13 protein-coding genes and 1 pseudogene are annotated in these 13,607 nt (G+C 70.7%); 10 read left to right on the plus strand and 4 right to left on the minus strand.

What is annotated here, in order from left to right:
- The 3 genes and pseudogenes from AC07O8_RS14210 to AC07O8_RS14220 form a co-directional block, all read left to right on the plus strand.
- A pseudogene (locus AC07O8_RS14210) lies at positions 1-802 on the plus strand (hypothetical protein); the annotation flags it as partial.
- A 202-nt stretch (positions 803-1,004) separates the two neighbouring features.
- Positions 1,005-1,865 (plus strand): class D beta-lactamase, encoded by an 861-nt coding sequence (gene blaOXA, locus AC07O8_RS14215; protein WP_495048653.1) that lies wholly within the window; start codon positions 1,005-1,007, stop codon positions 1,863-1,865.
- Between the two features lie 157 nt (positions 1,866-2,022).
- A complete protein-coding gene (locus AC07O8_RS14220; RefSeq protein WP_495048654.1) occupies positions 2,023-2,517 on the plus strand; it encodes a copper chaperone PCu(A)C in 495 nt (164 codons plus the stop codon).
- Between the two features lie 18 nt (positions 2,518-2,535).
- On the opposite strand, the gene AC07O8_RS14225 is transcribed toward AC07O8_RS14220, so the two are convergent.
- The gene (locus tag AC07O8_RS14225) at positions 2,536-3,468 is read right to left on the minus strand and encodes a LysR family transcriptional regulator (RefSeq protein WP_495048655.1); all 933 of its coding nucleotides are present in this window, start codon (positions 3,466-3,468) and stop codon (positions 2,536-2,538) included.
- Between the two features lie 152 nt (positions 3,469-3,620).
- Here AC07O8_RS14225 and AC07O8_RS14230 point away from each other — a divergent pair, with 152 nt between their 5' ends.
- The gene (locus tag AC07O8_RS14230) at positions 3,621-4,661 is read left to right on the plus strand and encodes a zinc-binding alcohol dehydrogenase family protein (RefSeq protein WP_495048656.1); all 1,041 of its coding nucleotides are present in this window, start codon (positions 3,621-3,623) and stop codon (positions 4,659-4,661) included.
- A 234-nt stretch (positions 4,662-4,895) separates the two neighbouring features.
- The gene (locus tag AC07O8_RS14235) at positions 4,896-5,969 is read left to right on the plus strand and encodes a hypothetical protein (RefSeq protein ID WP_495048657.1); all 1,074 of its coding nucleotides are present in this window, start codon (positions 4,896-4,898) and stop codon (positions 5,967-5,969) included.
- 78 nt (positions 5,970-6,047) lie between these two features.
- Here the strand turns inward: AC07O8_RS14235 and AC07O8_RS14240 are convergent, their stop codons facing one another.
- Positions 6,048-7,163 carry a TFIIB-type zinc ribbon-containing protein gene (locus AC07O8_RS14240; protein ID WP_495048658.1) on the minus strand — a complete coding sequence of 372 codons (1,116 nt, stop codon included), beginning with the start codon at positions 7,161-7,163 and terminating at the stop codon, positions 6,048-6,050.
- 174 nt (positions 7,164-7,337) lie between these two features.
- Here AC07O8_RS14240 and AC07O8_RS14245 point away from each other — a divergent pair, with 174 nt between their 5' ends.
- Positions 7,338-8,003, plus strand: a complete 666-nt coding sequence (locus tag AC07O8_RS14245; protein WP_495048659.1) for a phasin family protein — start codon at positions 7,338-7,340, stop codon at positions 8,001-8,003.
- Positions 8,004-8,156: 153 nt separating this feature from the next.
- Positions 8,157-8,762, plus strand: a complete 606-nt coding sequence (locus AC07O8_RS14250; RefSeq protein ID WP_495048660.1) for a DUF642 domain-containing protein — start codon at positions 8,157-8,159, stop codon at positions 8,760-8,762.
- Positions 8,763-8,893: 131 nt separating this feature from the next.
- On the opposite strand, the gene AC07O8_RS14255 is transcribed toward AC07O8_RS14250, so the two are convergent.
- Together AC07O8_RS14255 and AC07O8_RS14260 are read right to left on the minus strand one after the other, a co-directional pair.
- Positions 8,894-10,390 carry a carboxypeptidase M32 gene (locus AC07O8_RS14255; RefSeq protein ID WP_495048661.1) on the minus strand — a complete coding sequence of 499 codons (1,497 nt, stop codon included), beginning with the start codon at positions 10,388-10,390 and terminating at the stop codon, positions 8,894-8,896.
- Positions 10,391-10,484: 94 nt separating this feature from the next.
- Complete coding sequence (locus AC07O8_RS14260; protein WP_495048662.1) at positions 10,485-10,967, minus strand: YqaA family protein; 483 nt, start codon at positions 10,965-10,967, stop codon at positions 10,485-10,487.
- A 21-nt stretch (positions 10,968-10,988) separates the two neighbouring features.
- On the opposite strand from AC07O8_RS14260, the gene AC07O8_RS14265 reads away from it, so the two are divergent.
- The 3 genes from AC07O8_RS14265 (at position 10,989) to AC07O8_RS14275 (ending at position 13,499) form a co-directional block, all read left to right on the plus strand.
- Positions 10,989-11,912, plus strand: coding sequence for a substrate-binding periplasmic protein (locus AC07O8_RS14265; RefSeq protein WP_495048663.1), 924 nt, complete (start codon positions 10,989-10,991; stop codon positions 11,910-11,912).
- Between the two features lie 208 nt (positions 11,913-12,120).
- The gene (dusB, locus tag AC07O8_RS14270; RefSeq protein ID WP_495048664.1) at positions 12,121-13,269 is read left to right on the plus strand and encodes a tRNA dihydrouridine synthase DusB; all 1,149 of its coding nucleotides are present in this window, start codon (positions 12,121-12,123) and stop codon (positions 13,267-13,269) included.
- A complete protein-coding gene (locus AC07O8_RS14275; protein ID WP_297531610.1) occupies positions 13,266-13,499 on the plus strand; it encodes a helix-turn-helix domain-containing protein in 234 nt (77 codons plus the stop codon). The genes dusB and AC07O8_RS14275 overlap by 4 nt, the downstream gene beginning before the upstream one ends.
- Positions 13,500-13,607: the final 108 nt, after the last annotated feature.

The following is a 13,607-nucleotide window of genomic DNA, read 5'->3' on the forward strand; positions in this document are numbered from 1 at the left end:
CGTGGCGGCCGGGATGATCCCGCACTGGGGATGGCGCTCGGTGCTGGCGGTGGGCGGCGCGCTGCCGCTCGCGCTGGACAAGCTCGACGAGGTCGATCCCGACGTGCTCGCCGCCGACTCCACGCTGCGCTGCGACCACGGCAACCTGCGCGGCATCGTGCTGCGCGACCTGGCCATCGCGCGCGGCGACGCGGCGCTCGCGGCGCAGTCGCTGGCCAGCCTCGGCGACGCCTTGCGCAGCGCCTCCCTGGCCGGACTGCCCGACGCGCTACAGGTCTGCGCCGCCAACCTGTCCAACGCCATCGGCCGCCTCGTCGAGGCCGACCTCCTGCCCGCCGGCGGCCCCCACAGCCCCCCCAGCCCACACAGCCCCGCCGTGGAAGACGCGTTGCGCTGGCTGCTGCTCAGCGACGCGCTCTGCGCGCGCTGGCAGCTTGGCCGCAGCTCGCTGCTGAACACCATCTTCCTGCTGCGGCTCGCGGCGCTCGGTCGCCTCGACTTCGCCGCGCTGCAGCGGCTGGCCACCGCGCAAGGCCTGCCCCTGCCCGCCACGTCCTTCGGCGAGCTCGCCGCGCAGCGCTGGGCGTCGTGCCGCGCCAGACAGTCCCAAATCCCCGCCGACCAGCGCTGCGCCTTCCTCCTGCTCTGGGCCCGGCACGCGCTCGACGAGGGCGACGCCTTCAGCGCCACGGATCTCGTGCGCCAGGCGCGGCTGCAAGCGCGCAAGCTGCGCGACGAGGGCGCGCGCCGGCGCTATCTCGGCGAGGCCGACGCGTTGATGCCGCAATCGCGGCAGGCGTGAAAGCCTCGAATACCGCGGAAGGCCAGGCGCGGGCACTCCACGACGTGGGGGGCATCGCGTCCGCGAACCCCCCACATCATTCCGGCCCCACCAGCACTCGCTGCCTTCGGGCCTTGCCGGAACAGGCGTAACGGCACTTCGACGCCGTCGGTCGCGAGGGACTTCGCACACTGGCGACGTCCCTCACAGCCCGGAGACGTCCATGTCCTTGCCCCGCCTGATGGCGAGCGCCCTGCTCGCCTGTCTCGTCCTCACCGCCTGCCGCGCCTCGATCGCGCAGACCACGCCCGCCGACCAGCGCGAACGCTGGGAGACCCGTCCCGAACTGCAGCGCAATTTCGACGAACTGGGAACCGGCGGCACGATCGCCGTCCTCGACACCCGCGCGCACCGCTGGATCGCGTCGGACAGCGTCCGCGCCTTCCAGGGCTTCCTGCCCGCGTCGACCTTCAAGATCCCGATGTCGCTGATCGCCCTGGAGACCGGCGCTGCCGTCGACGAGACGCAGCCGTTCAAGTGGGACGGCACCCCGCGCCGCATCGAGGACTGGAACCGCGACCAGACGCTCGCCTCCGCCTACAAGGTCTCGGCGGTCTGGGTGTTCCAGTCGCTGGCCCGGCAGATCGGCCAGCCGACCGTGCAGCAGTTCGTGCGCGACTTCCGCTACGGCAACGCTGTTGCCGGTCCGGTCGGCGACCGTTTCTGGCTCGACGGCGACCTGCGCATCTCGGCGGTCGGCCAGATCGAGTTCCTGCGCCGCCTGCATGACCGCGCGCTGCCGCTGTCCGACCGCAGCTACGACATCGCCCGCAAGGTCATGCTGCGCGAGCAGGGTCCCGGCTGGCGCCTGTACGCCAAGACTGGCTGGGCGGACAACGCCGAGCCCGGCCTGGGCTGGTTCGTCGGCTGGGTGGAGCAGGATCGCGACGCGCGCCCTGTCTACTTCGCCCTCAACATGGACATGAAGGATCCCGCCTTCTCTCCCCAGCGCGAAGCGATCGTCAAACGCGTGCTTCGCTCCATGGACGCCCTCGACCCGCCCCCCACCCCCCGCAGCCCATGAATCGACGCCAGCCTCGCTCCGAGCCTGAGGGAACGCTGGCCCCCCGGCCGACTTGGGGAGCCTGCGAGTCGTAGGAGGCCGGGGGGCCAGCGTTCCCTCAGGCGAGCGATGTCGGATACTGCCCCCTCATCAAAGAACAGACGGATTGGACGCCCCGATGAAGTTCCCTTCCCTTGCCCGCCTGGCCTGGGTTCCCGCCCTCCTGCTGACCGCCGCTCTCGCCCAGGCCCAGGCCCAGGTCGTCGTCGCCAACGCCTGGGTGCGCGCCACGGTGCCGCAGCAGAAGTCCACGGGTGCCTTCCTGCAGATCAAGTCGCCGACGGACGTGAAGCTGATCTCGGTCAGCACCCCCTCGGCCGGCGTGGCCGAGGTGCACGAGATGGCCATGGACGGCGACGTCATGCGCATGCGCCCGGTGGCATCGCTGGCGGTGCCTGCGGGCAAGCTGGTGGAGCTCAAGCCCGGCGGTTATCACGTCATGTTGATGGACCTGAAGGGCCCGTTGAAGACGGGGGAGGCGGTCGTGCTGACGCTGGTGTTCGAGGGTGCCGACAAGTCCCGCTCGACCGTGAGCGTCCAGGCGCCGGCCCGGACCGGCCCGGTCGCGGACGCCAACGATCCGCACGCGGGCCACGGCGACCACAAGCATTGAAGCGCGCGCCGGCGCGACTCAGCGCCGGAGAGCGTCCGCCAGATGATCGACCAGCGCCTTCAGCCGTTGCGGCAGGAAACGCTGGCTCGGCATCAGCGCATGCAACGGCATCGGCCGCCCGACCCAGTCGGGCAGCACCTCGACCAGCGCTCCGCTGGCGAGGCTGTCGCGGATGTCGAGGCAGCTCTTGTAGGTCAGCCCCCGCCCTTCCAGGGCCCACTGGTGGGCGATGCCGCCGTCGTCCGCCGTGCGGCGACCCTGCACCGTCACGTCCACCGGCGCCGCCTGCATCGCGTCGCGACGCCAGAAGCGCCACTCGCGCTCCAGCCGGTCGCCGATCTTGAAGCGGATGCACTCGTGCTGCGTCAGCTCGCCGGGATGCGACGGCCGGCCGTGCCGCTTCAGGTAGTCCGGTGACGCCACCAGCAGCCGGCGACCGTCGTGCAGCTTGCGCGCCACCAGCCGCGAGTCGGCCAGTTCGCCATAACGCAGCGCCAGATCGACCTCGTCGCGCACGACGTCCTGCAGGGCGTCGCCGACGTTGAGCTGCAGCTCGATCCCGGGATGCCGGTCGAGGAACCCATCCAGCAGCGGCAGCACGATGCGCCGCGTCAGGTCGCTCGACGCGCTGACCCGGATGCGCCCGCGCAGCGCGGTGGCGCCGCGTCCCTTGGCAGCCACGTCGTCGCCCTCGGTGACCAGCGCGAGGCCCTCGTCCAGCAACTCGAGCGCGCGCTGCGCATAGTCCCTCAGCCGCTCGCCGGCGGCCGTCAGCCGCAGCGCCCGGGTGCTGCGCTCCGCCAGCCTCACCCCCAGCCGCGCCTCCAGCTTCTTCAGCATCGCGCTGGCCGCGGCCGGGGTGATGCCCATCTCCCGCGACGCCGCCGTCAGGCTGCCGCCGCGCGCGCATTCGATCAGCAGGCGCAGCTCGGCAGTGTTCTCGATGTCCATGACGGCCTTCCCCGGTCGATCTTCAATCCGACGTTGAAACTGATAGCGATTCAACTGTCTTCATTGATTCTGCCGGAAGGCTCACCATTCGTTCCCACAGCATCCGGCCAACGCCGCCCGCCCTTCCCATCCGAAATCCAGGAGTCCCCGCCATGAAAGCCGTCGGCTACTTCAAGTCCCTGCCCATCACCGAGGTCGAATCGCTCATCGACCTCGACCTGCCCACCCCCGCGCCCGGTCCGAAGGACATGCTGGTCGAGGTCGCCGCGGTCGCCGTCAACCCGGTCGACACCAAGGTCCGCCTGCGCCGCGCCAGCGCCGACGGCACGACCCCGGTGATCCTCGGCTGGGACGCGGTCGGCACGGTCCGCGCGATCGGCACGGAGGTCACCGGCTTCGCCGTCGGCGACCGCGTCTGGTACGCCGGCGACATCACCCGTCCGGGCAGCAACGCGCAGTTCCAGTGCGTCGACCATCGCATCGCCGCGCAGGCGCCCGCGTCGCTGAGCGACGCCGAGGCCGCCGCGCTGCCCTTGACCGCCATCACCGCCTGGGAACTGCTGTTCGACCGGTTGCAGGTCCAGCAGCAGCCCGAGCGTCCGGTCAGCCTGCTGGTCACCGGCGCGGCCGGCGGCGTGGGCTCCATCCTGGTCCAGCTGGCGCGCCGGCACGCGCATCTGACCGTCATCGGCACCAGCTCCGAGCCGGACGGCGAAGGCGGCAAGTGGCTGCATGCGCTCGGCGCCCACCACGTGATCAACCATCGCGAACCGATCGCCCCGCAGATCGCCGCGCTGCAGAAGGCCGGTGTGCCGCCGCTGCGCTACGTCACCAGCCTCACCCACACGCCGCAGCACTTCCAGGGCTTGGTCGACGCGCTGGAGCCGCAGGGCAAGCTGGCGATGATCGACGACTTCGGCCCGAACGACCTGGACGTGATGGCGCTCAAGGGCAAGTCCCTGTCGCTGCACTGGGAGCTGATGTTCACCCGCAGCATGCATGCGACGCACGACATCGCCGCGCAGGGCCGACTGCTGACCGAGGTCGCCGCGCTGGTCGATGCCGGGAAGATCCGCACGACGCTGTCCGACGTCGTCGGCACGATCTCCGCCGACACCCTCAAGCGCGCCCACGCCTTGCAGGAGAGTCAGCGCCAACGCGGCAAGCTCGTGCTGCAGGGTTGGCCCGCCTGAGCTTCGTGCGCTGTACGGCGCGCGTTGCGCGTTTGCCGCACTCTTCGTCACGACTGTGACGTCTTACCGCCCCGGCCCGCCGGGGCGTTTTCATTCGTGGGGACTCCCGGGAAAACCTCCAGTGCGCGCGCACGACGAGCAGGCGATACCTCCAGCCTCGGACGCCACCAAGCAGTTCGGGCGACAAAGTCAACGAACGGCCGACCACGGCCACGAAGAACAAGAGGGATCGTCATGAACATCCGCAAGGTCCTGGCCACCGTCGTGGGCGCCGCACGACCGGCCGTGCTACCAGCCGCGCTACCAGCCGCGTTATCGGCCGCGTTATCGGCCACGCTATCGGCCGCGCGATCAACCGCGCTGCCGGCCGTCCTGCTCTGCGCCGCCGCGTCGGCCTCCGCCGCCACCATCGGCGTCATCCTCCCCGGCAGCTATCCGAGCGCCGCGCAGGCCGAGGAACTGCAGCTCGGCATGACGCTGGCGCTCAAGACCTGGCCCGGCGACGCCGCGCCCAAGCTGCTCGTCAAGGACAGCGGCTGCGACGCCCGCAAGGCCGACGCCATCTCGCAGGAATTCATCAAGGCCAAGGTCGACGTCGTGCTGGGCAACTGGTGCGAGATCAACGCCGGCGCGGACGCGCTGCGGGCCGCCGGCATCCCCTTCATCTCCAGCAACGCGGAGCGGATGAAGGCCCAGGACCTGCAGCTGCAGCTGGGCCGCATCGAGCTCAATGCCGGCGAGAAGATCGCCGCCGACCTGCGCCGCCAAACGGGCCTGCGCATCAGCGCGCGGACCTCGTGCTGGATGGACTTCGACGCCACGCTGTCGGAACGCGTCGACGCGGTGCTCTGCCCCGTGCTCACCATCGACCGCGGCCGCTGGGACCAGGTCGCCAACACCTACGGCGCGGCGTTCCGCAAGCCGTTCACGGCCTCGGCCGCGCGCGGTTACGCGGCGATGGAGGTGGCGCTGAACTACCTGCGCCGCGCCAAGGCCATGAAGCCCGCGGCGGCGCTGAAGGACACGCAGTCGATGGCGACGCTGCTGGGCCCGGTGCCCGCGCTGGACGCGCCCGCGCCGCCGACGGCGTTGCAGCTGGTCTTGCGACACGACCTGCCCAAGCTCAACCCGCAGCAGGCGCAGACGCTGGACAAGCTGGTCAAGACCAAGGGATGCGCCTGCCCCGGCGGCACGCTGCGCAACGGCTGCCCGCGCGATTCGGGCCCGTGGGGCGAGCTGCCCTTCGTCGTGCGCGGCGGCGGCACGCCGGCCGCCTGCGCCAAGCCGATCGGGGTGCTGGAACTCTGAGGCCCGCGGACCTTCCCCGGCCCGCTCCGATCTCTCCGCTCGCTCAGGCGGTCCAGGCCTCCCCGGCTCCCCGGGGCGTCAGCGCCACAGCAGCCGCGCGGCGATGCGCAGCGCGATCCCGATCAACGATGGCGGCCCGTCCCCGTGCGAGCCGGGCCAGCCGGACGAGGCCCAACCGAGCCCACCGTCCCGGCGCTCCTCGCGGCGCTGGTTCTCCGCGTCGTAGCGCTTCTCGTACTTGCCCTTCCAGAAGAGCCCGTGCTTGCCGCCGGCCGGATCGCGGTGCTCGAAGGGATAGGAGGCGAGCCGCTCGCGGCGCTCGCGGCGTTCGCGCTCGATCTGCGCGTCGGCTTCCTCCCCATCGTGCTCGAGCGCGTCGAGCAAGGGGCCGAGGTCCTCCAGCGACGGCGCGACGACCGTGTGGTGGCACTGCCCACAGCGCGTCTCGCGGGTCGGGTCCATCGGCGCGCCACATCCCCGGCAGGCCCAGCCGACCGGCTTGCCGCCGTTGGGCATCAGCAGCGGTTCCGACGGCGAGCGCTTGCGCAGCGCGTTCGCCAGCCGCGGCATGTCGACCATCAGCAGCGGACTCTTGCACCACGCGCAGTCCTCCCCCTTCCCATCGGCCGGACCGCCGCAGCTCAGGCAGAAGCACTGGCGCTTCTCGGCCTGCAGCGCGTAACGCTCGCCGGGCAGCAGCGGACGGACCAGGCCGCGCTCGGCCAGCATGCCGGCCTGGCTGTGCAGATGGCCGCCGCAGCTGCCGCACTCGAGCACCGGGAAGCGTCCGTAGCGGGTGAAGTTGCGGACTTCCTTCAGGCTCTTCGCGCACAGCGGGCAGGCCCGGTCCGGCTGATGCGGCACGTCGCCGCGGCGCAGCCGGTGCAGGTCGCGCAGCAACTGGATCCAGGCGGCCGTCGAGAGATGCACCGATTCGCGCGCGTCGAACCAGACCAGGCCGCAGGGACCGCAATGGTCGACGTCGACGGTCGCCGGCGCATGGTGGCCCGGCAGGCTGACATGGCGCATCGGCGAGCGGCACTGCGGGCAGCCGATGGCCGCGCCCGGGCGCGACGGCAGGTCGCGATCCATCGCCAGCGGCGGCAAGGCCGCGGGCGATTCGGGCACGGTGTCGGGGAACTCGTCGCCGGGACGGCGCGCCCTCGAGGAGGTCGAAGGGGTCGGCAAGGACATGCCCGACATTCTGGTCCCTGCGCCGATCGCCCCGATGGGGGGTTGCGGGGCGGGTCGACGTGCGCTTGCGACACCGCACGCGACCGACAAGCCACCGATGCGCCGCCTATAGTCCGGTTCTCGGCGAGCGGCGGGCGTCAGGCCCCCGCCCCGCGACGACGACAAGGAACGCCCATGGTCAAGAAGCAACAGAAGACGGCCGGCCCGACGACGGCACGAAGCCGCCCCAAGCAGGCCGCGTCCGCCGCGTCGGCGGCATCGACGTCGACGTCGACGGACACACCGTTCGCGGAGCAGGTGAGGACCTCGGCGCAGCAGATCTGGTCGGCGGGACTGGCCGCGTTCGCGAAGGCGCAGGACCAGGGAGGAGCGGCCGTCGGCAAGGCCGAGGCGACGCTCGACAGCGCCGCGCACCGCATGAGCGATCTGGCGGGCGAAGTCGGCGCGCGGGCCGGCCAGCATTGGGACAAGCTTGAATCGATCTTCGAGGACCGCGTGGCGCGCGCGCTCGCGCGACTGGGCATGCCGGCCGCGGACGAAGTCGCGCAGCTGAAGGCGCGCGTCGAGGCGCTCAGCGCCGAAGTCGCGCTGCTGCGCGCCGCACAGGCCGGCGGCGCACCGACGGCGGGGCCCGCCGCCAAACACCCCGCCGCCCAGTCGACGGCAACCCGGACCGCATCCGAAGCATCCGCTGGCGCGCCCGCGGCCTCCGCCAAGAAGAGGTCTTCGACGAAGCCGCCTGCGGTGAAGCAGCCCGCGGCAAAGTCGTCCGGAACGACTTCCGCATCGGCGCGCGCGAAGGCGCCGAAAGCGGCGAAGGGCGGCAAGCGCACCACCTGACCCCGCGCCGCCGCGCTGCGGTGTGCACTGCGTCACGAAACGTATCGCGAGCCCCATCGCCCAGGGGGATGGCAGCGAGGAGGCGGTCTCGAACAATTCGACACAAGCGCGGATCTTCCCGCGCACCTGTTGTCGAACTTCCGAGTCCTGCCCATGAAGCGCCTCATCGCCGCCACTCTTTTCGCCGCCCCGCTGTTCGCCCTGGCGGCCCCGGTGAACCTGATCACCAACGGCAGCTTCGAATCGAATGCGGTCGGCAACGGCAGCTACAGCATCGTCGGCAGCACCGCCGGCTGGACCGTCGGCCCCAACGGCCTGGAGATCCGCAACAACGTCGCGGGCAGCGCGTTCAGCGGCGGCAACTACGTCGAGCTCGACACCACCGCCAACAGCTGGATCAGCCAGACGCTGAACACCGTGGCGGGCGCGACCTACACGCTGTCCTTCTCCTATGCCAACCGTCCGGACTTCCGCAGCGCCGCCAGCAACGGCATCGACTGGAGCATCGGCGGCCTGGGCGGCCTGGTCGGGAACAACACGACCACCACCTGGCAGACCCTGACCACCACCTTCACCGGCACCGGCAGCCCGATGACGCTGCGCTTCGCCGCCGCGGGCATCAGCGATTCCTACGGCACCTCGCTGGACAACGTCAGCGTCACCGCCGTGCCGGAACCGCAGAGCCTCGCGCTGATGCTGGCCGGCCTGGGCGCGATGGGCCTCGTCCTGCGCCGCCGCAAGACGGCCGGCAAGGCCTGACCCCGCCGACCACCGCATTCGAGTCCTCGACGACTCGTTGGGAGCGCGCCGTGGGGTAGAGACCGCGGACGCGCAAGGAGAAAAGGGCACCCCAGCGGGGTGCCCTTTCTCGTTGGCGCGTGCGCCGGCGCTCAGCCCAGGTAGCGCGACTCGAGGTGGCGTCGGAAGTGCGCGGGATTCAGCGCCTCGCCGCTGGCGCGCCGCACCAGTTCCGGCGTCTCCCAGCGGCTGCCCTGCGACCAGATGCGCGCCTTCAGCCAGTCGAAGACCGGCGTCAGTTCGCCGCGCGCGATCTCCGCGTCCAGCGTCGGCCGTTCGCGACGCATCGTCGCGAACCACTGCGCCGCGTACATCGCGCCCAGCGTGTAGCAGGGGAAGTAGCCGAACAGCCCGCAGCCCCAGTGCACGTCCTGCATGCAGCCGTCCTTGTAGTTGCCGCGCGTGTCCAGGCCCAGCAGCTCCTGCATCTTGGCGTCCCACAGCGCGGGGATGTCCTCGACCTCGATCTCGCCCTCGATCAGCGGGCGCTCGATCTCGTAGCGCAGGATCACGTGCGCCGGATAGGTCACCTCGTCCGCGTCCACGCGGATGTAGCCCGGCGCGACGCGCGTCATCAGCTTGTGCAGGTTGTCGGCGGCGAAGCCCTGCTGCGTGCCCAGGTGGCGCTCCACCAGCGGCTGCAGCAGTCCGGCGAACCCGGGATGCGAGGCCAGCTGCATCTCGAAGGACAGGCTCTGGCTTTCATGCAGGCCCATCGAGCGCGCGCCCGCCACCGGCAGGCCCAGCCACTCGCGCGGCAGGTTCTGCTCGTAGCGGCCGTGGCCGGTCTCGTGGATGGTGCCGGTGAGGCTCTGCAGGAAGCTGTCGTCGCGGTAACGCGTCGTCATCCGCACGTCCTCCGGCACGCCGCCGCAGAACGGGTGCGCGCTCTCGTCGAGCCGGCCCGCCTCGAAGTCGAAGCCGAGCAGCTTCATCGCGTCCAGGCCCAGCGCGCGCTGCGACGCGGCGGGGAACGGGCCCTGCGGATGGATCACGCGGTCGTCGGCCTGGCGCGCCATCACCTGCCGGATCAGGCCGGGCAGCCACTGGCGCAGATCGCCGAAGACGCGGTCGATGTCGGCCGAGCGCATGCCGGGTTCGTACTGGTCGAGCAGCGCGTCGTAGCGGCTCAGGCCCGAATCGTCGGACAGGCACTGCGCCTCTTCCCGCGCGTAGCGCACCACCGGCCGCAGGTTCTCGACGTAGCCAGTCCAGTCGTTCGCGGCGCGCTGGTGGCGCCACGCATGCTCGCAGTGCGAGTTGGCCAGCGAGCGCGCTTCCACGAGCCGCTGCGGCACCGCATTGGCCGACCGCCACACGCGGCGCATCTCGCGCAGCGAGGCGCGCTGGAAGTCGTCGAGCGGCTCCTGCGCCGCGTCGTCGAGCAGCTGGCGCAGCGCGGGGTCGGTGCCGAGCTGATGCAGCAGCCCGCCCATCTCGGCGAGCGCCTCGGCGCGCGCCTGCGCGCCGCGTGTGGGCATGAACGCGGACTGGTCCCACGAGGCGATCGACTGCAGGTGGGACAGACGGTGGATGCGCTGGTGGCGCTGGCACAGGGCGTCGTACGCCGGGGTGCTGGGGGTGCTCATGGCGGGGTCTCCTCTCGAGTGCCCCGTGATTGTGCAAGCTCGGGCGCTCGACGCCAGCGGTCACCCCCGAAGTGGCGAGAGCGCGTCCGTGCGTTCACTCGAGAATCGCGATGCCGATGGCCGTCATGAGCAGGTAGCGCATGAACTTGCCCACCGCCATGTAGGCCACGCACGGCCAGAACGGCAGCCGCAGCCAGCCTGCGAGGGCGCATAGCGGATCGCCGACGATGGGCAGCCAGCTCATCAGGCAGGTCTTCGCGCCGAAGCGCCGCAGCCAGCCGAGCACGCGCTGGTCGCGCGGCGTGTGATGCACGGCGGCCTCGTAGGCGCGTTCCGCGCCGTAGCCCATCCACCACGTGATCGCCCCGCCGATCGTGTTGCCCGCGGTGGCCACGAGGATCGCGGGCCAGAACAGCTCCGGCTTCGCATGCACCAGCAGCAGCACGACGGGCTCCGACCCCATCGGCAGCAGCGTCGCCGAAATCAGCGCGATGACGAACACCGCGCCCAGCCCCACTTGCGGGAGAGATAGGGTCTCCAGCATCAGGTGAATCATCTGTTGCAGCCAAGCTTCCATGCGTGGGATTATCTGAAGACCATGTCCTTGCGCCGCCTAGCCGTTTCGTCGTTCGCGTTGATCGGCCTGGCCGTCGCCGGTCCGGGAAGTTCCGGACCGTCGCCGTTCGGCGCCGTCGCGATGGCACAGACCGCGCCGCCGTCCGCTGCGCAGGCAAGCGCGGCGCCCGGCACCGCGCCGTCCCCGCAGACACCGCAGACACCGCCCCCTGGGCCGATCGCCGGCTGCCCGATGCTGGTCGCGTCCGGCAACCCGCAGTACCCGCCCTATCTGTGGCGCGATCCGACCGACGAGCAGAAGCTGGTCGGCGCCAACGCGGATCTGATGCAGTGGCTCGCGGCGGAGATCGGCGTTCCGGTCGAGACCCGCTACGTCGGACCGTGGGGCCGTGTGCAGGAGGAGATGCGCGCGGGTCGCATCGACCTGATCGCGGGCGCCTTCTTCACGCTGCCGCGCACTGAGTACATGGACTACTTCCATCCTGCGTTCCGCGAGACGCGCAGCGTCATCTGGACGCGGACTGCGGCGCCGGTGGCCTACAAGCGCTGGAGCGACCTCGCGCCCAAGCAGGGCGTGACGGTGATCAACAACAGCTTCGGCGTCGAGTTCGACAACTACGCCCGCCAGTCGCTGAAGATCAGCCAGGTCGCGAGCATCGAGCAGGCGATCCTGATGCTGCAGCGCGGCCGCGCGGACTACCTGATCTATGAGGACACGCCGGCCGAGGCCTATGCCGCGCGAAACGGGGGTCCGGCGATCCAGCCGCTGATGCCCGCGATCGCGCGCGAGGGCCTGTACGTGACGCTCTCCCACCGATCTCGCTGCAACACGCCCGAGCTGCGGGGTCGCATTGCCCGCGCGATCTACAAGCTGTCGCAGGACCGCGTGATGGCCCGCTTCGTCGAACAGGGCTTCGCCCTCTGGCGCAAGCAACCTTCTCTGTAAAACCACCTCCCACCAGTCCTCCCTCGGAGCCCACGGGAACCCGGGGGTCCCCGACGATTTTTGGAGCATGCGACAAGTATGAGGAGGGGGCCCCCGGGTTCCTGTGGGCGATCGCAGGCGATCGCAGGCGATCACGCCCCCCGCTGTCGACGGTTCCAACGGCGGTATACTTCTGCCTCTTTTTTGTGCAACCGCTCCACTGCTTCCGATGTCCACGCCGCTGCCCGGCCCTCTCCAGCTGGGTCCCTACGTCCTGCCGAACCGTCTGTTCGTCGCTCCCATGGCGGGTGTGACCGACCGGCCCTTCCGCGTGCTGTGCAAGAAGCTCGGCGCGGGGTATGCGGTGAGCGAGATGGTGACCTCGCGCAAGGACCTGTGGAACAGTCTGAAGACCTCGCGCCGCGCGAACCATGAGGGCGAGTCGGCGCCGATCTCCGTGCAGATCGCCGGCACCGACGCGACGATGATGGCCGAGGCGGCCGCCTACAACGTGGACCGCGGCGCGCAGATCATCGACATCAACATGGGCTGCCCGGCCAAGAAGGTCTGCAACAAGTGGGCGGGCTCGGCGCTGATGCAGGACGAGGCGCTGGCGCTGGAGATCGTCGAGGCCGTGGTGGCCGCCTGCGCGCCGCGCGGCGTGCCGGTCACGCTGAAGATGCGCACTGGCTGGTGCCAGGCGGAGAAGAACGCGGTCGCCTTGGCGCGCGCGGCGGAGTCCGCCGGCGTCTCGATGGTCACCGTGCATGGCCGCACGCGCGAGCAGGGCTACAGCGGCCACGCCGAGTACGACACCATCGCCGCGGTGAAGGCCGCGCTGCGCATCCCCGTCGTCGCCAACGGCGACATCGACACGCCGCGGAAGGCCCGCGAGGTGCTGGCCGCGACCGGCGCGGACGCGATCATGATCGGCCGCGCGGCGCAGGGTCGGCCGTGGATCTTCGCGGAGATCGCGCACTTCCTGGCCACCGGCGAGGAGCGGCCGGCGCCGCGCGTCGCCGAGGCCAAGGGCTGGCTGATCGAGCACCTGCACGACCATTACGCGTTGTACGGTGAGCTGACCGGCATGCGCAGCGCGCGCAAGCACATCGGCTGGGCCGTGCGGGCGCTGCCCGGCGGCGAGGACTTCCGCCGCCGCATGAACACCCTCGAAAGTTGCGACGACCAGGTCCGCGCGCTGACGGACTGGCTGGACGCGCTGGCGGACGATCATGACCGGCTGCCCTACCTGCCGGCCGCCGGCGCGCGCCTCGACGACACGGTCGACAGCGCCGATGCCGTCGATGCCATCGATGTCGTCGCCGTAGCCGCGAACGAAGAACAACACCAAGATCAAGAAAGAAGGCTGACGGCATGACGCCAAAACCGATCGACTCCTGCGTGCGCGAAAACCTGGAGGTCTACTTCAGGGACCTCGGCGGTGAAGTCCCGCACTCGATGCACGAGATGCTGATCCGGCTGGTCGAGAAACCGCTGCTGGAAGTGGTGATGCAGCACAGCGACGGCAACCAGAGCAAGGCTGCCGAGTGGCTGGGCATCAACAGAAACACGCTGCGCCGCAAGCTCGTCGAACACAAGCTGATCTAGCCCCCTGCCGGCGCCCGCCGCGGCCCCTCACGGGGCGAGCGCAGGAGCCCGGCCAAGCCGGTTCTCCCCGCTCCACCCGGCACTACGAATCCCCCGCTTCGAAGGAAT

This window comes from Roseateles sp. GW821-FHT09G09, assembly GCF_059415965.1.